The sequence below is a fragment of the Acinetobacter baretiae genome, from assembly GCF_015627105.1.
Lineage (GTDB): Bacteria > Pseudomonadota > Gammaproteobacteria > Pseudomonadales > Moraxellaceae > Acinetobacter > Acinetobacter baretiae.
On sequence record NZ_VTDM01000019.1, the window covers coordinates 39,206 to 63,485 of the forward strand.

Here is a 24,280-nt window from a genome sequence, read left to right on the forward strand (position 1 = left end):
CAAATTTACTATAATTGAGCGATTATGCTGTTTTATAATAGAAAAAATATAAGTTTTTTACAAAAGCGATGTTTTTTTTGGTATAGCTGTTTATACTGTTGCGTTATTAAGATTTTAATTCTTACACGTCATGAATACTTTAGTCATTAAGTACATGATTGTGTACATATATTTTGAGTGATTCATGGCTGTAACTAAAAAATCTGTAAATATCAGTAATATACGAAATTTCTCTATCATTGCTCACATTGACCATGGTAAGTCGACTTTGGCTGACCGTTTCATTCAAATGTGTGGCGCATTGCAAGACCGTGAAATGCAAGCACAGTTTCTCGATTCAATGGATATTGAACGTGAACGTGGTATCACCATTAAAGCTGCGTCAGTCACATTGTATTACACGCATTCTGATGGAAAAGAATATCAATTAAACTTTATTGATACGCCAGGCCACGTGGATTTTTCTTATGAAGTCTCTCGCTCATTAGCCGCATGTGAAGGTGCACTTTTAGTGGTAGATGCAGCACAAGGTGTAGAAGCACAGTCTGTTGCAAACTGCTATACTGCAATCGATCAAGGTCTTGAAGTACTTGCTGTGCTCAATAAAATTGATTTGCCACAAGCAGAACCTGAGCGAGTAATTCATGAAATCGAAGAAATTATTGGTATAGAAGCAACAGAAGCACCAACTTGTTCTGCAAAAACAGGGCTTGGAGTTAAAGATGTTTTAGAACGCTTAGTTGATGTCATTCCAGCTCCAGAAGGAGACAGAGATGCATCATTGCAAGCACTAATCGTCGACTCATGGTTTGATAATTACTTAGGTGTAGTCTCTCTTGTTCGTATTAAGCAAGGTCGTATTCGCAAAGGCGATAAAATGCTTGTGAAATCTACGGGGCAATCACATGTTGTTACTTCAGTAGGTGTGTTTAGTCCAAAACATACGGAAACAGGCATGCTTGAAGCAGGCGAAGTTGGCTTTGTCATTGCAGGGATCAAAAATATTTTTGGTGCACCTGTAGGTGATACCATCACTTTAGTAGGTACGCCTGAAGTAACTTCTTTACCTGGGTTTAAAAAAGTTAAACCACAAGTATATGCGGGTCTATTTCCGATTGATGCAAGTGACTTTGAACCTTTTCGTGAAGCTTTACAAAAGTTACAAATTAATGATTCTGCACTTTTCTTTGAGCCTGAAAGCTCAGATGCGCTAGGTTTTGGTTTTCGCTGTGGTTTCTTAGGTATGTTGCACATGGAAATTGTGCAAGAACGTTTAGAACGTGAATATAACTTAGATTTAATTACCTCTGCACCGACTGTTGTTTACGAAGCCCTAACCAAAGGCGGTGAAGTAGTATATATTGATAGTCCATCGAAAATGTTAGATGGTACGTTGGTTGAAGACCTAAGAGAGCCTATTGCTGAATGTCATATTTTGGTGCCTAAGGAATATTTAGGTAATGTTATTACCCTTGCGATTGAACGTCGTGGTGTACAAAAAGACATGAAATATTTAGGTAATCAAGTGTCTATTACATTTGATATTCCAATGGCTGAAGTTGTCATGGACTTCTTTGACAAGTTGAAATCTTGTTCAAGAGGGTTTGCATCGCTAGATTATAATTTTACACACTTTCAAAGTTCAAACTTAGTCAAAGTAGATGTGTTAATCAATGGCGATAAAGTCGATGCTCTAGCAATGATTTGTCATCGAAATGAAGCCCGCCAACGAGGAAACTCATTGGTTGAAAAAATGAAAGATTTAATTCCTCGTCAAATGTTTGATGTTGCAATACAAGCTGCAATTGGTGCACAAATTATTGCTCGTTCTACTGTAAAAGCAATGCGTAAAAACGTGTTAGCAAAATGTTATGGCGGTGACGTTTCTCGTAAGAAAAAATTGCTTTCAAAACAAAAAGAAGGTAAAAAGCGAATGAAACAAGTCGGTAGTGTGGAAATTCCACAAGAAGCCTTTTTGGCCGCACTGCAAATTGATAAAAAATAATCATTAGGATAAGCCCATGGATTTTGATTTTAATTTAATCCTCGTTCCCGTAACTTTAATTTTATTTATAGTATGGTTACTAGATAAATTTTTATTTAAGCAACGTGAAAATAACGGACGTGGTAATGAAAATTTTATCATAACATGGGCATATGATTTTTGGCCTGTCTTGGCGATTGTACTGGTCTTACGTTCATTTTTATTTGAACCATTTAATATTCCATCTGACTCTATGGTTCCAACATTAGAAACAGGTGATTATATTTTGGTGAATAAATTTGATTATGGTGTTCGTTTACCTGTGATCAATAAAAAAGTGATAGACATAGGCGAGCCACAACGTGGTGAAGTGATCGTATTTCGTTATCCTGTTAAACCAAGCATTAGCTATATTAAGCGCGTTGTTGGTTTACCGGGTGACCGAATTGACTTTAGAGCAGGCACATTATTTATTAACGGTCAAAAGGTGGTTTCAGTCGAAACTAATTTTAGTCGTGAAAAAGATAAAATGTCTTCATTTTCTACCAATTATCGCTTAGAAACATTAGGTGAGCATCAACATTTAGTACGCTATTTAACTGATCGAAACCCACTGATTGAACAGTTCAATTATGCCCAAAGCCAAAATGATGCATCTTTAATTCCTTTTGTTGCAAAAGATAATTCAACATTTATTCGTAGTAATGGCGCAGATTGGTCAGTTACTGTACCACAAGGACATTATTTTGCGATGGGTGACAATCGTGATGAAAGTTCAGATGGTCGTTTCTGGGGCTTTATTCCTGAAGAAAACTTAACGGGCCGTGCAATTTATGTGTGGATGCATAAAGAACCTGGCTGGAATTTACCAACGTTTAGTCGTAATGGTGCAATTAAGTAACTGTAATATTTACCGCAATTTTATGGTAAGATACAACACATTCATTCCTACGCCAAAGACATTTTATTTTTATATCTAATGGTGAAACCACCATTAGATAACAAGCAAGATCAAACATTCGGTGTAATAAAATATATAGACTCAAGGATCAACGGCGTAAAAGCACAAGATCCTCCTTTAACTTTCGAGAGAGCAGTTGACTAAAGGACCATTTAAAAAGTTGAACTATCAGCGATTAGCGTTAAATATTGGCTATGAATTCCAAAGTGCTGATTTATTACAGCTTGCTTTAACACATCGTTCAGTAAGTCACAAATATAACTATGAACGCTTAGAATTCTTAGGTGACTCATTGTTAGGTATGATCATTGCAGATTATCTATACCACAGTTATCCGCATGAAAATGAAGGGCGTTTAACCCGAATGCGTGCAACTTTGGTGAGGCAAGAAGCATTAGGAAAAATTGCCAATGACCTAAAGCTGAGTGAACATTTAATTATGAGCACAGGCGAGCTTAAGTCAGGTGGTCATCACCGTGAATCTATTTTAGCAGATACTGTAGAAGCAATTATTGGTGCAATTTACACAGACTGTGGCCAGCTAGATGTTCTTAAAGAGATTATACTGCGTTGGTACTATCCATATTTAAGCCATATTGAACCAACAGATCAGCTAAAAGATCCTAAATCCCGCTTGCAAGAATACTTGCAAGCTCGTAAGAAACCTCTACCAATCTACGAAGTTACCCATATTCAAGGTGATGCACCAAACCAACACTTCCAAGTTTTATGTCAAGTGAGTGACTTTTCGGTAGTGTATGGTGAAGGAAGTAGCCGAAGATTTGCAGAGCAAGCCGCAGCGGCAGAAATTTTGAAATTATTGGAGCAAAAAACTGCATGACGATGCCATCTGATCAACAAAATGATGACAACAATCCAGCACCTGAAAAAAATGATCTAATAGATCAATTTTTTAGTTCACAAGATATTAAAATTCCAGCCGATTTTAAAAGCGGTTTTGTTTCGATTGTAGGTCGCCCTAATGTGGGTAAGTCGACGTTGATGAACCATTTGTTGGGACAAAAACTTTCAATTACTTCTCGTAAACCACAAACGACACGTCATAAAATCATTGGTATTGATAGTCGTGAGACATCACAAGCTGTATATGTAGATACACCGGGTATGCACAAAAAAGAAGTGCGTGTCATGAATAAAATGATGAACAAAGCTGCCTATTCGGCATTACGTGATGTTAATTTAGTTTTGTTTGTGATTGATGGTAAAAAATGGACTCAAAATGACGAGCTCGTTCTTGAAAAACTTGCAAATGCTGAAATGCCTGTGATTTTGGTCATCAATAAAATTGATACTTTAGAAGACAAAAAATCATTGCTACCATTGATTCAAGAACGTACTAAACTGATGAACTTTGTGGAAATTGTTCCTGTTTCTGCATTAAGAGGAGCAAATTTAGAGCATTTAAGGGAAACCATCTCTAAATACTTACCATTTGGTCAACCATTGTATGCCTTTGACCAAGTGACTGATCGTTCAGAACGCTTTTTAGCCAGTGAAATTATTCGTGAAAAAATTATGCGTCAGCTTGGTGAAGAGCTACCGTATGATTTGACTGTGCAAATCGAATCCTTTAAAACGGAACAATCTACTGTACATCCTAAAACAGGAAAGGTTAAACCTGCTTGTATGTATGTAGATGCGACAATTTTTGTAGATCGTATCGGGCAAAAAGCCATTGTAATTGGTGATAAAGGTGCGAAATTGAAAAAAATTGGTATGGAAGCTCGTATTGATATGGAAAAGATGTTTGAGCACAAAGTCATGCTTACACTTTGGGTAAAAGTGAAAGGCGGCTGGTCTGATGATGAGCGCGCACTTAAAAGTTTAGGTTATAGCGATATATAGTAACGGTCTAACAGAGGGTAAGGTCATGATGAAAGTATCTTCAATACTCGTATGTATTTTATTACTACAAGGTTGTATTACGAGTGTTGTGACCTTTCCCGTTAAAGTTGCGTATAAAACAACAAAAGGCGTTGTAAAAGGTACGGCGGCAGTAGTAGATGCTGCTATTCCAGACAGTGATAATAAAAAGTCAAAAGATTAAATGCGTAACCAGTCTTTACATGGTTATGTGATTCATGCGCGTAAGTATAAAGAACGTAGCCACATTATCCATTTCTTTAGTCAAGAGTATGGTCGTATTGATGGTGTATTACGCCAAGCACTTCCTCCACTTTTTCAACCTGTCGTATTATATGCATCAGGAAAGTCGGCTTTAAAAACATTTAACCACGCTGAAATAGATCATCAGCCTATATTTTTGCATGGCGAAGCCCATTTTTGTGGTTTTTATTTAAATGAGCTCATCTTGAGATTATGCCCATTAGAAGATGCTCTAGTTGACCTATACCAGCAATATCACCTTACTGTGACCTCTTTGCAATATTTACATGAAAATCAACAAAATAAAAATTATCTCAAACAATTACTACGCCAATTTGAGTATGTATTATTAAAAGAACTTGGTTATGATATTGACTTTAATATCAATAGTGTAGGGGAGCCATTGATTGAACAAGCTTATTATCAATTTGTTATTCATCAGGGATTTTTACATACCCAAAATCCATCCGCATTTAAGGGCAAAGATATTTTAACCTTACAACACCTTTTTTCACAAAGTTCTCTCACAGATTCACAACTGTTCATTTTAGGGCGTTTATATCGCCAAATGATCAGTCATTTATTGGGCGATCGCCCTTTAAAAAGCCGTCAATTGTGGCTACAGTATTACCAAAATCAATATTAACCAGGAAAAAACTATGCCTATTTTGCTCGGTGTAAACATTGACCATGTCGCAACACTCAGACAAGCACGTGGCACTTGCTATCCCGACCCTATAAAAGCTGCATTATGTTGTGAGCAAGCAGGTGCAGAGGGTATCACATTGCATTTAAGAGAAGATCGTCGGCATATACAAGATGATGATGTAAGACGTATGCGACCTTTACTCAATACACGCATGAATTTAGAAATCGCTGTTACAGATGAAATGGTCAGTTTTGCTAAAGAGATTCGACCACAGCACATTTGTTTTGTGCCTGAACGTCGTCAAGAATTAACCACAGAAGGTGGATTAGACGTAGTTGGTCAATTTGAAAAGGTACGTACAGCAACACAAGCATTACTAGAAATAGGTTGTGATGTTTCACTCTTTATTGATGCTGATTTCAAACAAATTGATGCTGCTGTAGCATGCGGTGCACCTACGATTGAGTTACATACAGGTGCATATGCGGAAGCATCGGCTGAATTACAGCAAGCTGAATTACAACGTATTATTTCAGCTGTAGCTTATGCAACACAAAAAGGCTTAATTGTGAACGCAGGGCATGGATTAAATCTCAATAATGTTGCGCCAATTGCAAAAATTAAAGACATCCATGAATTAAATATTGGGCACTCAATTATTGCCGAAAGCGTTTTTGTTGGGTTAGAGACTGCAGTAAAGCAAATGAAAGAGGCCATTTTACACGCAGAGAAGATATGTCAAGCATAGATTACGATCAGTTGATGCAGCCTGTAATACATTTTTTAGGCTGCAATACACCACAAGCGTGGTTGGACGAAGCAAAAAATAATCTCGAATTATTAATGCAAGACCATGCAAATTGTGAAAAAAAAGCAGCAAGTACAGCAATGAATTTGATGTTTCGGTATAGTTTTTTCTCAGACTTACAAGTGCGATTGGCTCAGCTTGTTCGTGAAGAAATGTTACATTACGAGCAAGTGCTTGGTTTTATGCACAGACGTGGCCAATCTTGGCAGGCTTTAAGTGCAGGACGGTATGCAGGTGGACTGCGTAAAGAAGTGCGCACTTACGAACCAGAGGCTTTGATCGATATTTTAATTATTGGTGCATTTGTAGAAGCACGTTCATGTGAACGATTTTATGCTTTGGCACCCATTGTAGATGATGAGCTAGGCCGATACTACAGATATTTACTTAAGTCTGAATCAAGGCATTTTGAAGATTACATTGCCTTAGCAAAAGATGTTGCGACAACGCACAAACTTAAAAATATCAATGAAACCATTGCAGAACGTATTGAATACTTTAAAACAGTAGAACAAGACCTGATTTTATCACCAGATCCTGTGTTTCGTTTTCATAGTGGCGTGCCTGTCGCTTAATAACAAGAGGTCATGACCCAAAAGTCATGACTTTTTTTATTACCACATTAAATCATCAGGAATAACATACGCTGCATATGGGTCATTTTCATCGGTGGTGAGTGTATTGTCTTCAGATTTATTCCATAAAATGAAACCTTGCATTTTTTGATCGATACGTTCAGCCAACGCTTTTGCAAGCAAAGCATATGGTGTGGTTTTAGCAATCACTAAACTGCCTGCAACAAGGGCATTATATACTTGTTGATTGATATATATTTTTTTGATTTTCTGATCGTCAACAAATTGATAGGCAATATCACCCTCAGTTTTTTCAATTTTATGTTGTTGAATCATTTGTTGAATATTTGCTTTGAGTGTTTTTTCTTCTATTTTTTTTTGTTTTTCTGCATTAAGTTCAATATCTTTTTGTTGTTTTGATTGTTTATTTTTTTCAAGATCTGCCATTAATTCTGCTTTATGGTCTTGCCCTGTGCGTTGTTCGTGTTGTGCTTGTTTAGACAGCTTCTTAGCTTTTTTTGAGTCAACCAAACCTGCTTTGAGAAGCTGAGCTTGTAATGCATTTTTAACCATTATATCTTCCACATATATTCAAAAATATATGTCTATTATACGCATAAAAAATCTGATTTATGTCTATTTCGTGCTGTCTATCTGACTTAGATGGGCTTGAATATAAAAAGGTCTAATGAAGTTTATTTATGCATCAGATCACACATATGTATCTTGCGTTAAAACCATACTGATATGTTCGTTAACTTTAATCACCGATAAGCACTTATTTCAATATCTATACTCTTGTATTTTTCACCTATTAATATTCCAATTCTTTTGCTTATTTTTAGCTTGAAATCAGGATTAAATGATTTGAATGCAAAGATCATTGCTTGGTGTGGGTTAATGCTTGGTATTATTTTATATAGCGTATTGATATAGCATCAATATTATATTATTTAATCCGAATCCTGTTTTAAGCTTTTATTTTAAAATCATTTACTTATGGTATTTTGATCAAATATTGAAATTATGTAGCATATACTTTTAGTCACTCACAACTGTTTTTTAAAGGGAAATCACTTTACTCGTTATACTAGACTGTACGGCCAAGCATTTATTTGATATAAAAATATATAAAACAATAATTTAATTGAATTTATTAAACAGGATTCGGGTTGTTTACGCTGATCTTTTTAGGTGAAACCACCTTATTTGTAATACAAGATGGTGAAGGGAAATAATTTAGATCAAAATATATAAAACATTAACTTCATCGGATTTCCTATCCCTTTAGGATGAGTTATATAATTGTGCATGGCTGCAAAGGTATATACCCTCATAAAAGTGTTATCGATTACTGATAAAACTGAGATACTTTATTTAAAATAGTATGAAAGCGTGGATCTTTTATCGAATAAAAGATTTGCTTGCCCGACCGACGTGTTGTGACAACGCCATTTTTGCGTAAAATCATCAGTTGTTGAGACAATGTTGGTTGCAAAATTTTTGTTTTATGTTCAATTTCAGAGACATTTAATTCCTCTTGAAGTAGGTGACTTAAAATAATTAATCGATCTTGATTGGCCAAAGATTTTAACATAATGACAATATCATTTGATTGTGTTCGCACCACATTCATATTCATTGCAGTATCCATTTAAATGACATCCTTAATCTATACATTTATTGATTGAAAATATACAAAATATCTATGCATAAAAGATGGATTTGTCATATAAAAGCGTAAATATCAGGCCTTATTTTGTGTTATTTAATTGTATTGAGCTTAATTTCATATTTAACTCAATTAACGGTATCTTTGAACTACTAAATGGTGAAATCTGTTTGATGGAAATAAATATCAGAAAATCTATTTAAATTCATAAAAATTCATTGATATGGATGCAAGATGAGAAATTTTATAAATTATTTATTTATTTGTGGAAAAATTTTTAAAAATCGGTAAAAATTAATGCAACGAAGGAAAATAATTCGATATCACTTACGCTATATTATGAATTAGGGTGTAAGAGGGATCGAGAGAATAGTTTATGGTATTGGGAGATATCGTAAATTTGACCCAAAAGGTCTGAACTCGGCTTTTAGAGAAAACAAATTTACCCATTTGTTGGATGGTATACCGTGTACAACACAGTAACGACTAAGAGTAAACAGTCAGTTTTCCCTTGACTTTAAAATAATAATGCTCATCTTGCTCTCGAATATTTTTCACTATATCCAGAGAAAAATATGCAACTAGACCGCTTTGATAAACAGATTCTCGAAATACTGACCCACGAAGACTTAAACCTCAATGAACTGTCTGAACGTGTTAATTTATCAATTAGCTCCGTACATCGTCGTATTAAAATATTGATTGAATCTGACATGATGACAGGGTTAAAACGTGAAATTAATTATCATAAATTAGGCTTCAAACTACACATTCTCTTACAAGTATCTTTAAGTAAACATGACAGTGAAACTTTTGATCGATTTTTGGCTGAACTTGAAGCTATTCCAGAGGTGATTAATGCATTTTTGGTCACAGGGCAAAGTGCAGATTTTATTGTGGAGCTATTGGCAAAAGATATGGAAAATTACAGTGAGATTTTACTTAAACGTGTAGCTAAAATAGAAAATGTAACGGCATTACATTCAAGTTTTGTGATCAAAAAGTATAACGTCTTTAACTGTCAACACATGCTCAGCCGTGTTTGAGTGGTGATCAGCAGAGGCGAATGAAATCGCCTCTGCTTTTATTTTTATAAAATGTTTTTTAATCGCTGTATTACCTGTTCACATTGTTCAATATCTGCCACCAAAGCCATACGTACATGGTTTTCCCCTGGGTTGCCATGAGTTGTATCTCTAGAAAGATAGCGACCTGGTAATACTTTAATGTTTGCATGTTGCATTAAATGTTGGGCAAATTTTTCATCATTATCTACTTTTAGCCAATAGTAAAATCCTGCATCGGGTTTTACTAAGGGTAGTAAATGACCTAATTCATGTTGGAATAACTGAAACTTTTTTTGATACAAAGCTCTATTATCTGCAACATGTTGTTCATCTGCCCAGGCCAGTGTAGAGGCAATTTGATGCTGAACAGGCATGGCTGCACCATGATATGTTCGATATTTTAAATAAGGGGCTAGGAGATTGGCATCACCTGCAATAAAGCCTGAGCGCATTCCTGGTAGGTTAGAGCGTTTGGATAACGAATGAAATACAACACAATTTTTATAGTCGTGACGTCCCATCTCTGCACAAACCTCTAATAGTCCAACAGGGGGGTGCTCAAACCAAAGCTCTGAATAGCACTCATCTGATGCAATAATAAAATTGTATTGATCTGAGAGTTGAATGAGTTTTTTTAGTTGTTCACAGGACATTACTGCACCTGTAGGATTACCCGGGGTACAGATAAATAAAACTGCTGTTTTTTCCCAAACATGCTGAGGTACAGTATCAAAATCACCTAAGTAGTTATTTTCTTCAGTGCAATTAATAAAGTAAGGTGTTGCACCAGCAAGTAATGTTGCACCTTCATAGATCTGATAAAATGGGTTAGGCATGACCACATAATCATCTTTACTGACCATTGCTTGAATAAAAGAGAAGATGGCTTCTCTGGTACCCGAAACAGGAAGCACGTGTTGCTCTGCACTGATGTGATGTAAATGAAATCGCTGTGTGAGCCAAGATGCAATTGCTTGACGCAGTTCGAGTAAACCTTTACTTGCAGGGTAGCTCGACAAATGCTGAAAATTTTCAGCCAAGCTATTTATGACAAATTGTGGTGCAGGATGTTTGGGTTCACCAATAGACAGTGAAATAGCGGGTAAATTGGCAGGGGTAATCTCTTGAAAAAGTAGGTTAAGTTTTTCAAATGGGTATGGATGTAACTGATCTAAATAGGTATTCATAAATTAACTACTGGTTTTATGGTGTTGAATTGGTCACTTGGTTTGAAGCTTCATCAAGTGCAGACTTTAATTGGAACGCAAAATGTGTAGACTCCTCATCCGACATTAGCATTCCATTTTTTTTGGTGACATAAAAAATGTCTTCGACTTTTTCACCGAGTGTGGCAATTTTTGCTGAATGTATGTCTAGTCCTTGCATCATAAATAGTCCACCAATTTTGGCGAGTAGACCTGGGTGATCTAACGTGGAGATTTCTATTTCATGCTGTTTAAGTACGTCATCTATTTTAATATTCACAATATTTTCAATATTAAAGTGTCTAAGCTGTCGAGGAATACGTCTTTGCATGAGATTTGGATATTCATCCACATGACTTAACGCATTTGACAAGGCTTGGATGACCGTTTTTTGACGTTCTGGGTCTGTGAGTAAAGTACCAAAACGATCTAACACAATATAAGTATCTAAACTAAAATCAGTTTTAGAGGTAATAATTCGCGCATCTTGTACATCTAAATTCATACGATCTAATACAGCGACTGTTGTTGCAAAAAGATTGGGTTTATCTTGTGTATAAATAAAAATTTGTACGGCATCTTGTGCTGTTTTACGCTGAGCACGTAATTTAATGAGGGGTTGAGTATCTTGATTATGTTCTAGTATTGCATGTGTACACCATGTGACATCATCAACAGACTCTTTTAAGAAGTATTCATCACCTAGTGCTTGCCACACTGCTTCAACACGCTGTAATGAGAAATCTTGTACTAATCGCTCACTTGCGTAAAATTTAGTGTCTTCTATGAGCATTTGATAGTCTACAGGACGATCTATACCTTTTCGAATCACTTCGCGGGTTTGTGTATAAAGTTGGCGCATTAAAGACGCACGCCATGTATTCCACAATTTGGGGTTGGTTGCATTGATGTCTGCAACCGTAAGGGTATATAGATAGTCTAGATGATCCATATCTTTGAGTTTAGATGCAAACTCTTGAATGACGTCTGGATCTGAAATATCTTTTTTTTGTGCTGTAAGTGAAATGAGTAGGTGATTTTCGATGAGCCATGCAATCAGATGAGTGTCTTCATCACTAATACGATGCATCTTACAAAATTGGCGAGCATCTTCTGCACCTAAAATACAATGGTCACCGTTACGGCCTTTTGCAATATCATGAAAGAGTGCTGCAATCATAATCACATCTCGTTTTTTAAGACGTTGATAGACGGAGCTGACTACAGGAAAGTCTTTAGCAAATTCAGGTTCTTTAAAGCGTTCTAAATTACGAATAAGAAAAAGGGTGTGTTGGTCTACCGTATAGATATGGAATAAGTCATATTGCATGAGTCCCATAATTTGGCCAAAGGCGGGTAAATACTTGCCTAAAATGCCATATCTACGCATGTGTGACAATGTTTCATATAGACGGGTTGACGACTGTATGATTTTTAAAAATAAGGCTTGATGTTCAGGTTGTTGTCTAAAGTGTTCATCTATATTTTTTGCAGCCAATACCAGTAAGCGTAATGTACGTGCTCGTATGCCTTTAATTTCTGGGTGTATTGCAATCAGATGAAATATTTCTAAAATGGCGCTTGGATTTTCAGAAAATACTCGATGATGTTGTACCGCAATTTTATGGTCTGTGATTGTAAATCGTTCATTGAGAACAGTGACTTGTTTGATATAGTCTTTAGAGCGTGGCTCTATCACGGACTGATTGAAAAAGGCGAGTAACACTTCATTGAGTGTGGCGACTTGTTGTGCTTTACGATAATAACGGCGCATAAACTGTTCAACGCCGTGATTTGTAGGTTGTTCTTGTTCTTTTAAATGAATATGGCCAAATTTACTAGAAATTTCTTTTTGATAATCGAATAACAGTCTATTTTCATCTCTTTTGGTTAAGCGATGTAGATAATGTCTGATTTCCCAATAGAAGGTTTCTGCCTCTTCTAAAATCTTTAATTCAAACTCTGAAATAAAGCCTAAATGAACAAGGTCATAAATACGATTTACTCTAAAGTGTCGCTTGGCCACCCATGCAATTTGATTCATATCTCGAAGGCCACCGGGCGCATTTTTAATATCTGGCTCAAGATTACTTTCGGTATAATTGTGTTGTGAGTAACGTTTCTTTTGCTCTGTCATTTTGGCATCAAAAAATGCACGGTCTGTCCATGTTTGGCTGACCATTTGTTTAGGCCAACGAGAAAAACGCTCATCACCAACAATTAATCGAGATTCGATCAATGATGTTGCAATGGTAATATCTTGTTTTGCTTGTTCAATACAAGATTGTGCGGTACGTACACTAACGCCGGGTTTAAATCCTGTATCCCATAATGATGCAATAAATTTTGAAATCGAATGTTCTTGGCTTGTATTCAGCTCATGTTCAGAAAATAGCATAATATCAACATCTGAATATGGCAGCATTTCTTGACGGCCATAACCACCGACAGCAAATAAGCAAATCTCTGATGATTCAAGACCTGCTTGTTGCCAAAGTAAACGTAGGCTTTCGTCTATAGCATGGGATCTAGCCAATACAATATGGCGAATACTGGTTCCATTTTCAAAATAATAATGGTCAAATTGTTGTTCAATGTGCTGATGCCACTGTTGAATAGATGCATTTGCTTGATGATTTGCCAGATAGTCTGAAAGAGACGTTGTATTCATGTTCATAAAGATTGGCCTGAGTGTTTATGCTTTAACAGTGATTTTTTGTGCTGCATCTCTTGCAATGTGTCGTGCTTCGTCTGTATTGGTTGCACGTGCAGTAACAACCCCCATTCTTCGTGTTTTAAACCCTTCAGGCTTTCCAAAGAGTCGAAGATCACTGTCTGGATGGCTTAGTGCTTGTTCAAGGTTTTGATATCTGAGATTTTCTCCATCGACACCTGCATAAACTACAGCACTGGCTGCAATACTATGTTGTGTAGTGTTCACGGGTAATCCTAAAATAGCACGTGCATGTAACTCGAATTCACTTTGGAATTGTGAAGCAAGTGTGACAAGTCCAGTATCGTGAGGGCGAGGAGAGACCTCACTAAACCATACATCATCACCTTTAACAAAAAGTTCGACACCAAAGATTCCACAACCACCAAGTGCTGTCGTTACTTTTTCTGCAATCTCTTTGGCTTTGAGTAAAGCGTTTTCACTCATGGCTTGTGGTTGCCAACTTTCAATATAATCGCCGTCTTGTTGTTGATGTCCGATGGGCGAACAAAAATGAGTGTCTAATATGTCAGTTTGTGGGTTTTTTGCTCTTACAGTGAGTAAGGTAATTTCGAAATCAAAATCAATTTTAGATTCTATAATAACTTTACCTTGATTAATACGAGCAGTTTGCATGGCATATTCCCAAGCTGCATCGATCTGATCTGCATTTTTTACAAAGGACTGGCCTTTGCCAGAAGATGACATCACAGGTTTAACAAAGTTAGGAAAACCAATTTCATGACAAGCGTGTCTAAAACGATCTAAAGAATCTGCAAATCTAAATTGAGAGGTAGGAAGTCCCAACTCTTCTGCAGCAAGACGACGAATTCCTTCTCTATTCATAGTAAGGCTTACAGCTTTTGCAGAAGGAATGACCGTTGCGATGTGATTGTTTTCAATTTCAATTAATACATCTGTGGCAATGGCTTCAATTTCTGGCACAATCAGTTGGGGTTGCACAGTATCAATGAGTGTTTTAAGCGCCGTTGGATCAGCCATATTTAACGTATGACAATAATGAGCAACTTGCATTGCAGGTGCATTTTCGTAACGATCTGCAGCATGAACTTCTACACCTAGGCGTTGTAACGAAATAACCACTTCTTTACCTAACTCACCAGAGCCCAAAAGTAAAACTTTAAATGCGGTAGATTGTAGTGGTGTACCAATGGTAACGCTCATTGACCTTTCCTTTATATATTGTTGTATCACGAAGGTTAAATATACTAACCCAATTCATATTATTTGAATAATCTATTATAAATGTTGCTTGCTTGACAATCGAACAACTAGCATAGTATTGAGGCAATTTCATTAATCTTATAGCATACTCAACATAGGTAATGATGATAAGAGATGAATCACATGTGGGCGATTACGAAACAAACTGTCATGTTGATCATGATATCTGCTGTTGTACTAACAGGTTGTAATCAAAAAGATGAACCAAAGGTTGTAATTAAACCTGCACCTAAACTTACTAAAGATGCAACACAGTATGCCAAAGAAAGTTGGGGACTGATGACTTCATTAGATGAAAAACTGCTAGATGGTTCATTTAAACAAAATCAGATAGACGATGAAGTACGTAAGCCTTTACGAGAGCTAGGTAACCGCTGGATGATTAATGTAAAAATGGGGGATTCTGTTGCTGAAGGAAATTTTGCATTGTGTCGTAAGGCAATGGTCAGTTTAGACAGTGTGGCACGTGCGATACAGGCACAAGAAAATCCTTCTATTTTAGAAAATACAAAAAAAACGTATTTAAGAGATAAAACATTGTGTAAAAGTGCTCTAGACAACCCTGAGCTTGGAAATAGTAAAGACCTTTAACGAGAAAAAGGAAGGCTTAAGCCTTCCTTTTCTAATTGTGTAGAATGATTATACTTTTTGCTTTTCAATTTTACTTTTTGCTGTTGTGTCCGTTTTCTTCTCTACATTCGATTTTTTGATTGAATTTCCCTGCGCTGTAACACATTTGCCGCCTTTATGGTGCGGGCCTTGTCCACCTTGTAGTGTTGTGCCTTTAGGGCACGCAAAAGCAGTTGCACTAACAACAGATAAAGTTAACGCAATGATAGAGCTGGTGATTTTTTTCATTCTGACCCCTATATGTATAAAGATAAAAGGTAATATTACCTTTAGAAAGAATAAAGAATATTGGATGGACTAAGCAAGTTTATAAACGTAAGGCTTTATAAACTTGCTGTTATTCTAGTGTAAAATTTAATACTCAATTAACTTTGATTTTTTCGTGATTGTCTTGCTTTTAAGTCGGCAATTGCCCAAACAGCAAATGCAATACAAGCCAAGAATGCATAAAAGAAGTGAGTTACTTGTAGATTACCTTGTATTGTACCTTGTATTGCCAAAGTCAGCATAAGCGCACATGTTGTGAGTACATAAAGCATCATATTCGGGTAAGATTTTATTTGATCTACTTGAACTTTGATTGAATTCATAAAGACAGTCCTCCAGTCAAAACATTAAAAATTATTGTGTGTTTATTATATGATTAATGCAATAAAAATTGCTACCACTGTTTTGTTACTAAAATATGACAGCTTGGTGTATAGTTGGCCAATATGGAAATTAAAATAATTAAATGGCTGAATTTTTATGATTGTATATTGTGAAAGATCAATAAATAATATCGGTAAGGGGGGGAATTCCCCCCTCATTTATTTAAGATTTCTTAATTTTGCTAAAGACAATAGCAATAATTAAAACGATAACACACGGAATGAACCACGCAAGATTTTGGTCTGAAAGCGGTAATTTTTGCAATACGCTTGGAACGACACTTTGAAAACGAGATGCTTTTAGCCCTTCTACAACACCAAAAATAAAAGCCACTGCAGTTACAGGAATAAAAATCTGTTGTGGGTTGGAAAAAAAGCGTGTAAAGAAGCTTAAAATAATAACAATGATTGCAGGCGGGTAAATTGCGGTAAGCACAGGAACAGAAAAGGCAATAAGTTGATCCAAACCTAGATTTGAAATAATAAAAGCAAAGCCTGCAAGTATTAAAACAAGCAATTTATAAGAGATTTTAGTCAATTGATGGAAATAACTTGCACAAGAACAGGTTAAACCAATAGCAGTCACTACACATGCTAAAATAATTAATGCCGTTAAAAACATCGTACCTGAAGAACCAAAAGCATGTTCAACATAGGCATTTAAAATAACAGCGCCGTTTGTTGCATTTGGAGTGAGAGGGTAGCTTTGTACACCCAAGCGAAATAGACATAAATATAATGCAGTGAGGCCAATACCCGCAATAATACTTGCAATGACAGTATATTTGAAAACAAATTTGGACTCTGTAACACCACGTGACTTAACGGCTTGTACAATAACAATACCAAAAACCAAAGCACCTAAAGTATCCATAGTTAAGTAACCATTCACTAAACCTTCTGAAATAGGGCGATCTATATAGTTCCCAGTCGGTGCAGAGAAAAAGTGTAGTGAAATAAATAAAGTGCTAATACATAAGATACTTAAAGCGATCAATTTCAATGGTGCAAGTACATAACCAATCGTATCTAAAATTTTATGTGGATATAACGAGATAATTGCAACAATAGTAAAATAAATCGCACTATAAATAAGTGTTGGGGTAGTACCATGCCCAAAGTGAGGCTCAATACCTATTGCATATGAAACAGTAGCTGTACGTGGGGTCGCAAATAATGGGCCTACAGCTAAATAACAAGTCAACGTTAAAATAAGACTGGCAACTTTACCTAATGGAGAACTCAATGATTCTATTGAACCCCCTACGCGAGCCAACGCAATAATGGTTAATACAGGTAAACCTACAGCTGTAATTAGAAACCCGAAAGAGGCCAACCAAACATGCTCACCGGCTTGTTGTGCAACAATTGGGGGGAAAATAATATTACCTGCACCAATAAATAAAGCAAAGGTCATAAAACCTAATGCTAAAATATCTTTGATATTCAATTGATTCATGAATTTGCCTAAAATCTAAATTGCTTTATTCTAGTGCAAAAAATACTATTACACATTAAATTAATTACCTTTTGATTAATTTTGGTGCAACTCAATCTATTCAAAATAAATCATGTAAAGACTAAATCTGTATTTTTAATGTTAAAGTGAGCACATATTAAATGAGTACTTTACTGAAAAGTAAGTTTTTATTCTTAGATTACTCAAAATAGCCTAAGTAAATTATATATTCTAAAGAGAGACAAAATGCTAAATAGTAAAGTAAATATTAAAACCGAAAAAGATATTGAAAAACTACGAATAGCCGGAAAATACGCAGCTGAAGTTCTTGAGATGATTAAAGAACATGTAAAACCTGGGGTATCTACAGCTTACTTAGATCAAATATGCCATCATTTTATTATTCAACAGCTTAAAGTCATACCTGCAAACATCGGTTATCATGGATATAGTAAAACAACCTGTATTTCAAAGAATGAGGTTGTATGTCATGGTATTCCATCAGACCAAGATATCTTAAAAGAAGGTGACATTGTAAATATTGATATTGCGATTATTAAAGATGGCTACTATGGTGACACAAGCAGAATGTATGCAGTAGGGAAGATAAAGCCAGAATATGAATCACTTATTTTAACCACATATGAAGCAATGAGAGCAGGAATACATCAAGTAAAACCCGGAGCAACACTTGGTGATATTGGATTTGCAATCCAATCTGTTGCACATAAGAAAAATTACAGTATTGTGAAAGAATATTGTGGGCATGGCATTGGTAAAGGTTACCACGAACAGCCTAATATTTTACATTATGGACAAAAAGGGCAGGGGCTTAAGTTAAAAAAAGGAATGGTATTTACCATAGAGCCGATGGTAAATATGGGCAAAGCTGCGGTAAATGAACTCAGTGATGGTTGGACAGTGGTTACTCGTGATGGATCTTTTTCCGCTCAGTGGGAGCATATGATTGCAGTGACCGAACATGGTTTCGAAGTTCTAACACCTTGGCCAAATGGCACGGACATTTTTCCTCAAATTTAAATTTAAAAAGCTGATAAACATTTGAAAATGTTTATCAGCTTGAAATTAAAAATAGCCTAAGAAATATTTAAACATTAAATCTAAAATGCATTACGTCACCATCTTTAACAATGTAAGTTTTGCCTTCTAAACGCCATTTCCCCGCATCTTTCGCACCCGATTCACCATTAAATTGAATAAAGTCATCATAAGCAATTACTTCTGCTCGAATAAAGCCTTTTTCAAAGTCCGTATGAATTACACCTGCTGCCTCTGGACCTGTTGCACCCACTTTAACTGTCCAAGCACGTACTTCTTGAACACCTGCTGTAAAATACGTTTGTAAACCAAGTAGGTGATAACCAGCACGAATGACAACATTTAATCCTGGCTCTTCCATATCCATGGCTTCTAAAAATTCAGCACGGTCTTCGTCTTCTAATAAAGAAATTTCAGCTTCTATTTGATTACAAAGCGGTACAACAATCGCATTTTCTTTATTTGCAAGATCACGAACTGCATCTAAATATGGATTATTTTCAAATCCATCTTCAGCAACATTGGCAATATACATGGTTGGTTTTAATGTTAATAAGCCATAACCACGAAGAAGCTTATGATCATCTTCTGTTAAATCTGCTGCACGTGCAGGAAGACCATCATTTAATAATGGTAGAATTTTTTCTAATACAGATTTGGTAGCAATAGCATCTTTATCACCACTTTTAACGCTTTTTGCTAATCGAGTAATTGATTTTGTTACGGTTTCTAAATCAGAAAGTGCAAGTTCAGTGTTTATGGTTGAAATATCATCGAGAGGATCTATTTTTCCATTCACATGAATAACGTTTTCATCTTCAAAACAACGTACTACATGAGCAATAGCATCTGTTTCACGAATATTTGCTAAAAACTGATTACCTAGACCTTCACCTTTAGAAGCACCCGCCACTAAACCTGCAATGTCAACAAATTCCATCGTTGTTGGTAATACACGTTGTGGTTTAACAATTGCTGTTAATTTTTCTAGTCTCGAGTCAGGTACAGGAACAATTCCTGTATTTGGCTCAATAGTACAAAAAGGGAAGTTTTCAGCAGCAATTGCTGCTTTAGTTAAGGCATTAAAAAGTGTTGACTTGCCAACGTTTGGTAGACCAACAATACCACAATTAAAACCCATGAAATACTCACAAAAATGTTGTATGAATTGTCGCTAATTCTACCGCAAAGTTAAAATAAAATCAGGAATAAGTATTTTTATGATAATTTTCTGCGCAATTTTGCTTATAATGGTGTGATTAATAAATCCTTTGGAAGGAGATTAAAGAAAAATATGCGTACTTTATATCAATTTCCATTATCTCATTTTTGTGAAAAATCACGTTGGTTATTAGATTACAAAGAACTGGATTATGTTGCGCACAATCTCACGCCTGGTGTGCATCGAATTTTCACGCAACGTAAAGCTGGTGTCAACACTGTACCTCTTTTACACGATCATGATTTTTGGATCAATGATTCCACAAAAATTGCGCAATATTTAGAAAAACACTACCCAGAAAACCATTTAATTCATACAAACCCAACAATAAATAGGCATATTTTTAAGATCGATGATATGGCAAATCAGCTCGGTATTGATGTACGGCGTTGGATTTTAAGTCAGATGATTTTAGAAAATAGTGACTCTGTCGATATTCTACTTGGAGAAAAAGGCTATTTACAAAAATTTAAAAAATATAGCAAGCCCATGCTTTCTTTTGTATTAAAGAAACAATATGAATTAAACAGTAACCATGTGGTTGAATTAAAACAATCAATTTTGAATCGTGTAAATGTATTAAACCAACAATTTATCAATACCAATACAGGATATATGACCCAAGATCATTTTACATTTGCTGATATTTCAGTCTGTAGCATGATTGCACCCCTTTTGAATATAGAAGGAACACCTTGGGAAATTGAAAAATCACAGCAAAATCCAAAATCTGAAATAGAGAAGTTAAAAGAAAGTATTTTCATACTACCTATAGGTAAATACGTTATAGATATATATAAAAACCAACGTAATGCGAGAGTAGACTGGAGAGGAACTTAATTTATATATAATCACGATAGATTTTTATAAAGATCCAATAAAAGATATAAAAACGGCGTTAAAAAGCACTATTCAAATAGTGCTTTTTTTAAATGGTTTGTGATGACTATCTTTTATAAATTTGGTCAAAAACACCACCATTAGAAAAATGGATTTTCTGTGCATTTGCCCAACTTCCAAATACAGAATCTATAGTAAATAGTTGTAATTTTGGAAATTTGTGAGCATATTTTTGTGCAACTTCTTTATTTCGCGGTCTAAAGTTATATTCAGCAGCTAAATCTTGGCCTAAAGGAGAGTAAAGGAAGTTTAAGTAGCCTGTCGCAATTAAACGGTTACCATTACTATCTACTGTTTTATCTACAATAGCGACTGATGGCTCAGCCAATATTGATATTGAAGGGTAAACTATTTCAAATTCTCCCTGAGGTAAGTTTTTTTGAGCAAGTAAGGCTTCATTCTCCCAAGTCAGCAAAACATCACCAATATTTCTCTCTGTAAAAGTTGTCATAGATCCACGTGCTGCTGAGTCTAATACTTTCACATTTTGGTAAATTCCTGTGACCAATTGACGTGCTTTTTCATCATTCCCACCTGGCTGTTTTAGTGCATACCCCCAAGCAGCAAGATAAATCCATCTTGGTGCACCACCTGTTTTAGGATTTGGTGTAATAATCTCTACCCCAGGTTTGGTTAAGTCCTTCCAATCTTTAATTTGCTTTGGATTACCTTTACGAACGAGATATACAATAGTTGATGTATATGGTGCAGAGTTATTTGGGAATTGTTTTTGCCAATCTTTTCTGATATATCCAGCATTTGAAATTTCATCAATATCATTCGCCAAAGCTAAAGTAACTACATCGGCTTTGAGGCCTGTTGCAACAGCACGTGCTTGTTTACCTGAGCCACCATGTGATTGTTTGAAATCAATTCTTTGCCCTGTTCTTTTATACCAATAGTCACCAAACGCTTGATTATAGTCTCTATAAAACTCACGAGTTGGATCATAAGAAACATTTAGAAAACTTTTTGTTTCAGCAGCAAGGGCAGGTGTCGAAGATAAAATAATACTCAACATTCCGAGTAAAAGTGCTTTTTTCATATACAGTCCATCATTGAATTATCAATTGTGAATGAGTTAATGTTTATATTTAAAAAAGAGTAATTAATTAAATACAATGACATTGGTATTTTCTTTAACGTATTTTAAATAATGAAGTAAATGATCTATATCATCTTCAGTGGTGTATTTACCAAAACTAAAACGGATAGCATTATTTGCAGTATGTTCTGTGCGACCAATTGCAAGTAGAACATGTGATGCTCCTGCCTTACCTGAATTACATGCAGAGCCGCTAGATACAGCTGCAATTGTTTTAATCGCATTAATGAGTATAAACGAGTGATCTTCTGTAAAAGAAAGATTTAAATAATTAGAAACACTTTGATTGGGTTCACCATTTAATACAATTTCTGTAAGACGATTTAATCCATCAAATAATTTATGCTGTAGTCTTTTTAATCGCTTTTGTTCTGTCTCTAAATTCACTCGTGCAATTTTAAAGGCTTCACCCATACCTACAATTTGATGAGTTGCCAACGTACCTGAACGACAGCCTTGTTCATGACCACCCCCATGGATTTGAGGCTCAATTTCAAATGTTTTTTGATGATTAACGTATAACGCACCAATTCCTTTGGGACCATATACTTTATGTGCAGATAAACTTAATAGATCGATATTTAATGTATGTACGTCAATAGGGAGTTTACCTGCAGCTTGTGCAGCATCTACATGAAAAAAAATATTATTCTGTTTAGCAAGAGAACCAATTGATTTAATATCTGTAATTGTTCCTATTTCATTATTCACCATCATTAATGAAATGAGTATTGTATCGGGACGAATGGCATTTTGTACGGATTCAGGTGTAATAATGCCAGTGTTTGGTTCTGGCTTGAGATAGGTGACATCAAAGCCAAGTGTTTCTAATTTAGCACAACTATCTAAAATCGCTTTATGTTCAATCTGACTTGTGATGATGTGTTTACCTAAATGGCTATAACGCTCGGTCACACCTTTTAATGCAAGATTGTTAGATTCTGTTGCACCAGATGTCCATATGATTTCATCTGATGTAGCCCCAATGAGTGTAGCAACGTCTTGTCTTGCTTGTTCTACTTGCTGTTTTGCTTGTTTTCCAAAAGAATGTCCACTTGAAGCAGGATTACCAAAAGTGCCAGTAAAAGAAAGGCTTTGTGCCATTATTTCTATAATCTCAGGATAAACTGGCGTTGTTGCAGCATAATCTAAATAAATTTGCTGTTTCATATCCCTAACATCTCCAAATGAATTTTTATGATTTAAATATAACAAAAAGTGCTAAAAAGACATAGTCATAATGTGATGGATAGGGGCTCTTATCACTATAAATCACGACAGCTATACGGCTATTATTTCATATTTTTATTTAATGTATTCATCGTTGAAATAAATAAAAAATTATATTTAAATATTTAAAATTCAATTGCTTTTTATCTGATTTAGATTTTCATAAATGTTATATCTATATAAGCATTATTACATGTCATTCGATTAAAATTTAAGGCGAGTATCTTGGCTCATCAGCCAATTCTTATTATTGGCCAAAGTCTAATTATGATACGCTGAAAAGTAGGCTTTACCTTATGTTACAAGAGAGACGCTGGTTTTCAATGAATACTTATTGTACATATGAAATTTTAATGTTTTACTATTATTTCAAAATAAGTAGACGTGCTTTAGAGCAAAAAAAGCGCACAAAGAGAAAACAAGTAGAGGGTATATATTATGAAATCAATAAAACATTTTTCGGCTGAAGATCTATGTAGAGTGATTGAAATGGCATGGGAAGACAGAACACCATTTGAAGCCATTGAGTATCAATTTGGTCTAACAGAGTCAGATACTATAAACCTGATGAGAACCCATATGCAACCAGGTAGTTTTCGTTTATGGCGTGAACGTGTTACAGAAAGGAAAACAAAACATCTTAAATTAAGATCTTCAGATGTAAGCAGAGCATATTCATCTAGACAGTACAAAGTATAATACGCATTACTCATTGATTCAATTTAAGCGGCTAGTTGAAATTATTTATAATAATACATATAAGATCGGTTTTTATAGATCAAAATAATATTTGTTAGCCGCTCAAATTTTTAAACCATTCATTTCGCATAATGGCTGATTATGTTACTTGCTTCATCATTGACAATGTTCGTGCGTCAGTCGGGGTTATTGTCAATGATGTTAAAATCGCAAGTAACACCAGTGCATTTAACATGAATCTTGATTATGCGACATCATCGTCCTCGTTTTGTTTCTTCTCTCAATGATCTGAATATAGCTTATTTGCAAGACCAGACAAA

General features: G+C 35.4%; 23 protein-coding genes and 1 pseudogene. 13 read left to right on the forward strand and 11 right to left on the reverse strand.

The features are described 5' to 3' along the window. Positions 1–184 precede the first annotated feature (184 nt). The 8 genes from lepA to miaE all read left to right on the forward strand — a co-directional run bounded on the left by lepA (position 185) and on the right by miaE (position 7,104). Positions 185–2,005 carry a translation elongation factor 4 gene (gene lepA, locus I2F17_RS08550; RefSeq protein WP_196422325.1) on the forward strand — a complete coding sequence of 607 codons (1,821 nt, stop codon included), beginning with the start codon at positions 185–187 and terminating at the stop codon, positions 2,003–2,005. A 16-nt stretch (positions 2,006–2,021) separates the two neighbouring features. Continuing rightward, positions 2,022–2,885, forward strand: a complete 864-nt coding sequence (gene lepB / locus I2F17_RS08555; protein ID WP_211139604.1) for a signal peptidase I — start codon at positions 2,022–2,024, stop codon at positions 2,883–2,885. Between the two features lie 196 nt (positions 2,886–3,081). Then, complete coding sequence (rnc, locus tag I2F17_RS08560; protein ID WP_196422327.1) at positions 3,082–3,786, forward strand: ribonuclease III; 705 nt, start codon at positions 3,082–3,084, stop codon at positions 3,784–3,786. 2 nt (positions 3,787–3,788) lie between these two features. Next, entirely contained in the window at positions 3,789–4,811 is a 1,023-nt protein-coding gene (gene era, locus I2F17_RS08565) for a GTPase Era (RefSeq protein ID WP_196422485.1), read from the forward strand. A 25-nt stretch (positions 4,812–4,836) separates the two neighbouring features. Then, on the forward strand, positions 4,837–5,013 hold the full coding sequence (locus tag I2F17_RS08570) for an NF038104 family lipoprotein (protein ID WP_196422328.1): 177 nt from the start codon (positions 4,837–4,839) through the stop codon (positions 5,011–5,013). Continuing rightward, entirely contained in the window at positions 5,014–5,718 is a 705-nt protein-coding gene (gene recO, locus I2F17_RS08575; RefSeq protein ID WP_211139605.1) for a DNA repair protein RecO, read from the forward strand. It abuts the gene before it with no gap. Between the two features lie 13 nt (positions 5,719–5,731). After that, positions 5,732–6,469, forward strand: coding sequence for a pyridoxine 5'-phosphate synthase (gene pdxJ / locus I2F17_RS08580; RefSeq protein ID WP_196422330.1), 738 nt, complete (start codon positions 5,732–5,734; stop codon positions 6,467–6,469). Beyond that, positions 6,457–7,104, forward strand: a complete 648-nt coding sequence (miaE, locus tag I2F17_RS08585) for a tRNA-(ms[2]io[6]A)-hydroxylase (protein WP_211139606.1) — start codon at positions 6,457–6,459, stop codon at positions 7,102–7,104. The genes pdxJ and miaE overlap by 13 nt, the downstream gene beginning before the upstream one ends. A gap of 39 nt (positions 7,105–7,143) precedes the next feature. Here miaE and I2F17_RS08590 read toward each other — a convergent pair whose 3' ends face one another. Together I2F17_RS08590 and I2F17_RS08595 are read right to left on the reverse strand one after the other, a co-directional pair. Continuing rightward, on the reverse strand, positions 7,144–7,677 hold the full coding sequence (locus tag I2F17_RS08590) for a DUF2058 domain-containing protein (protein WP_196422332.1): 534 nt from the start codon (positions 7,675–7,677) through the stop codon (positions 7,144–7,146). A gap of 778 nt (positions 7,678–8,455) precedes the next feature. Then, positions 8,456–8,758, reverse strand: coding sequence for an ArsR/SmtB family transcription factor (locus tag I2F17_RS08595; protein ID WP_196422333.1), 303 nt, complete (start codon positions 8,756–8,758; stop codon positions 8,456–8,458). Positions 8,759–9,351: 593 nt separating this feature from the next. On the opposite strand from I2F17_RS08595, the gene I2F17_RS08600 reads away from it, so the two are divergent. Then, positions 9,352–9,822 carry an Lrp/AsnC family transcriptional regulator gene (locus I2F17_RS08600; protein ID WP_196422334.1) on the forward strand — a complete coding sequence of 157 codons (471 nt, stop codon included), beginning with the start codon at positions 9,352–9,354 and terminating at the stop codon, positions 9,820–9,822. Positions 9,823–9,866: 44 nt separating this feature from the next. Here I2F17_RS08600 and dapC read toward each other — a convergent pair whose 3' ends face one another. From dapC to purT, 3 genes are read right to left on the reverse strand one after another with little or no spacing between them, the layout of a single operon-like run. Beyond that, positions 9,867–11,030 (reverse strand): succinyldiaminopimelate transaminase, encoded by a 1,164-nt coding sequence (dapC, locus tag I2F17_RS08605; protein WP_211139607.1) that lies wholly within the window; start codon positions 11,028–11,030, stop codon positions 9,867–9,869. A gap of 16 nt (positions 11,031–11,046) precedes the next feature. Then, on the reverse strand, positions 11,047–13,719 hold the full coding sequence (glnD, locus tag I2F17_RS08610) for a [protein-PII] uridylyltransferase (RefSeq protein WP_211139618.1): 2,673 nt from the start codon (positions 13,717–13,719) through the stop codon (positions 11,047–11,049). Positions 13,720–13,743: 24 nt separating this feature from the next. After that, complete coding sequence (purT, locus tag I2F17_RS08615) at positions 13,744–14,946, reverse strand: formate-dependent phosphoribosylglycinamide formyltransferase (RefSeq protein WP_211139608.1); 1,203 nt, start codon at positions 14,944–14,946, stop codon at positions 13,744–13,746. A gap of 183 nt (positions 14,947–15,129) precedes the next feature. On the opposite strand from purT, the gene I2F17_RS08620 reads away from it, so the two are divergent. After that, positions 15,130–15,597, forward strand: a complete 468-nt coding sequence (locus tag I2F17_RS08620; RefSeq protein WP_211139609.1) for a hypothetical protein — start codon at positions 15,130–15,132, stop codon at positions 15,595–15,597. A 131-nt stretch (positions 15,598–15,728) separates the two neighbouring features. Here the strand turns inward: I2F17_RS08620 and I2F17_RS12750 are convergent. The 3 genes and pseudogenes from I2F17_RS12750 to brnQ form a co-directional block, all read right to left on the reverse strand. Then, positions 15,729–15,864 (reverse strand): annotated as a pseudogene (locus tag I2F17_RS12750) (hypothetical protein); the annotation flags it as partial. Positions 15,865–16,001: 137 nt separating this feature from the next. Then, the gene (locus tag I2F17_RS08630) at positions 16,002–16,226 is read right to left on the reverse strand and encodes a hypothetical protein (protein WP_196422340.1); all 225 of its coding nucleotides are present in this window, start codon (positions 16,224–16,226) and stop codon (positions 16,002–16,004) included. Positions 16,227–16,449: 223 nt separating this feature from the next. Then, positions 16,450–17,745, reverse strand: coding sequence for a branched-chain amino acid transport system II carrier protein (gene brnQ, locus I2F17_RS08635; RefSeq protein WP_211139611.1), 1,296 nt, complete (start codon positions 17,743–17,745; stop codon positions 16,450–16,452). Positions 17,746–17,991: 246 nt separating this feature from the next. Here brnQ and map point away from each other — a divergent pair, with 246 nt between their 5' ends. Next, a complete protein-coding gene (map, locus tag I2F17_RS08640) occupies positions 17,992–18,786 on the forward strand; it encodes a type I methionyl aminopeptidase (RefSeq protein WP_211139612.1) in 795 nt (264 codons plus the stop codon). A gap of 67 nt (positions 18,787–18,853) precedes the next feature. Here the strand turns inward: map and ychF are convergent, their stop codons facing one another. Then, positions 18,854–19,945 (reverse strand): redox-regulated ATPase YchF, encoded by a 1,092-nt coding sequence (gene ychF, locus I2F17_RS08645; protein WP_211139613.1) that lies wholly within the window; start codon positions 19,943–19,945, stop codon positions 18,854–18,856. A gap of 153 nt (positions 19,946–20,098) precedes the next feature. Between ychF and I2F17_RS08650 the strand changes: the two genes are divergently transcribed. Beyond that, positions 20,099–20,866: a glutathione S-transferase family protein gene (locus I2F17_RS08650; protein ID WP_211139614.1), complete on the forward strand. Its 768-nt coding sequence runs from the start codon at positions 20,099–20,101 to the stop codon at positions 20,864–20,866. Between the two features lie 106 nt (positions 20,867–20,972). Here I2F17_RS08650 and I2F17_RS08655 read toward each other — a convergent pair whose 3' ends face one another. Then, positions 20,973–21,971, reverse strand: coding sequence for a sulfate ABC transporter substrate-binding protein (locus I2F17_RS08655; protein ID WP_211139615.1), 999 nt, complete (start codon positions 21,969–21,971; stop codon positions 20,973–20,975). 63 nt (positions 21,972–22,034) lie between these two features. Further along, positions 22,035–23,201 (reverse strand): cysteine desulfurase family protein, encoded by a 1,167-nt coding sequence (locus I2F17_RS08660; protein WP_211139616.1) that lies wholly within the window; start codon positions 23,199–23,201, stop codon positions 22,035–22,037. Between the two features lie 498 nt (positions 23,202–23,699). Here I2F17_RS08660 and I2F17_RS08665 point away from each other — a divergent pair, with 498 nt between their 5' ends. Continuing rightward, complete coding sequence (locus tag I2F17_RS08665; protein WP_196422347.1) at positions 23,700–23,960, forward strand: TIGR03643 family protein; 261 nt, start codon at positions 23,700–23,702, stop codon at positions 23,958–23,960. Positions 23,961–24,280 lie beyond the last annotated feature (320 nt).

Coding starts and splice junctions, on each gene's coding strand:
- lepA (WP_196422325.1), top strand. CDS start 185: ATGGCTGTAACTAAAAAATCTGTAAATATCAGTAATATACGAAATTTC.
- I2F17_RS08655 (WP_211139615.1), bottom strand. CDS start 21,971: ATGAAAAAAGCACTTTTACTCGGAATGTTGAGTATTATTTTATCTTCG.
- I2F17_RS08600 (WP_196422334.1), top strand. CDS start 9,352: ATGCAACTAGACCGCTTTGATAAACAGATTCTCGAAATACTGACCCAC.
- miaE (WP_211139606.1), top strand. CDS start 6,457: ATGTCAAGCATAGATTACGATCAGTTGATGCAGCCTGTAATACATTTT.
- I2F17_RS08665 (WP_196422347.1), top strand. CDS start 23,700: ATGAAATCAATAAAACATTTTTCGGCTGAAGATCTATGTAGAGTGATT.
- ychF (WP_211139613.1), bottom strand. CDS start 19,945: ATGGGTTTTAATTGTGGTATTGTTGGTCTACCAAACGTTGGCAAGTCA.
- era (WP_196422485.1), top strand. CDS start 3,789: ATGCCATCTGATCAACAAAATGATGACAACAATCCAGCACCTGAAAAA.
- I2F17_RS08660 (WP_211139616.1), bottom strand. CDS start 23,201: ATGAAACAGCAAATTTATTTAGATTATGCTGCAACAACGCCAGTTTAT.
- I2F17_RS08570 (WP_196422328.1), top strand. CDS start 4,837: ATGATGAAAGTATCTTCAATACTCGTATGTATTTTATTACTACAAGGT.
- brnQ (WP_211139611.1), bottom strand. CDS start 17,745: ATGAATCAATTGAATATCAAAGATATTTTAGCATTAGGTTTTATGACC.
- I2F17_RS08650 (WP_211139614.1), top strand. CDS start 20,099: ATGCGTACTTTATATCAATTTCCATTATCTCATTTTTGTGAAAAATCA.
- dapC (WP_211139607.1), bottom strand. CDS start 11,030: ATGAATACCTATTTAGATCAGTTACATCCATACCCATTTGAAAAACTT.
- I2F17_RS08590 (WP_196422332.1), bottom strand. CDS start 7,677: ATGGTTAAAAATGCATTACAAGCTCAGCTTCTCAAAGCAGGTTTGGTT.
- glnD (WP_211139618.1), bottom strand. CDS start 13,719: ATGAATACAACGTCTCTTTCAGACTATCTGGCAAATCATCAAGCAAAT.
- purT (WP_211139608.1), bottom strand. CDS start 14,946: ATGAGCGTTACCATTGGTACACCACTACAATCTACCGCATTTAAAGTT.
- I2F17_RS08595 (WP_196422333.1), bottom strand. CDS start 8,758: ATGGATACTGCAATGAATATGAATGTGGTGCGAACACAATCAAATGAT.
- recO (WP_211139605.1), top strand. CDS start 5,014: ATGCGTAACCAGTCTTTACATGGTTATGTGATTCATGCGCGTAAGTAT.
- map (WP_211139612.1), top strand. CDS start 17,992: ATGCTAAATAGTAAAGTAAATATTAAAACCGAAAAAGATATTGAAAAA.
- lepB (WP_211139604.1), top strand. CDS start 2,022: ATGGATTTTGATTTTAATTTAATCCTCGTTCCCGTAACTTTAATTTTA.
- I2F17_RS08620 (WP_211139609.1), top strand. CDS start 15,130: ATGTGGGCGATTACGAAACAAACTGTCATGTTGATCATGATATCTGCT.
- I2F17_RS08630 (WP_196422340.1), bottom strand. CDS start 16,226: ATGAATTCAATCAAAGTTCAAGTAGATCAAATAAAATCTTACCCGAAT.
- pdxJ (WP_196422330.1), top strand. CDS start 5,732: ATGCCTATTTTGCTCGGTGTAAACATTGACCATGTCGCAACACTCAGA.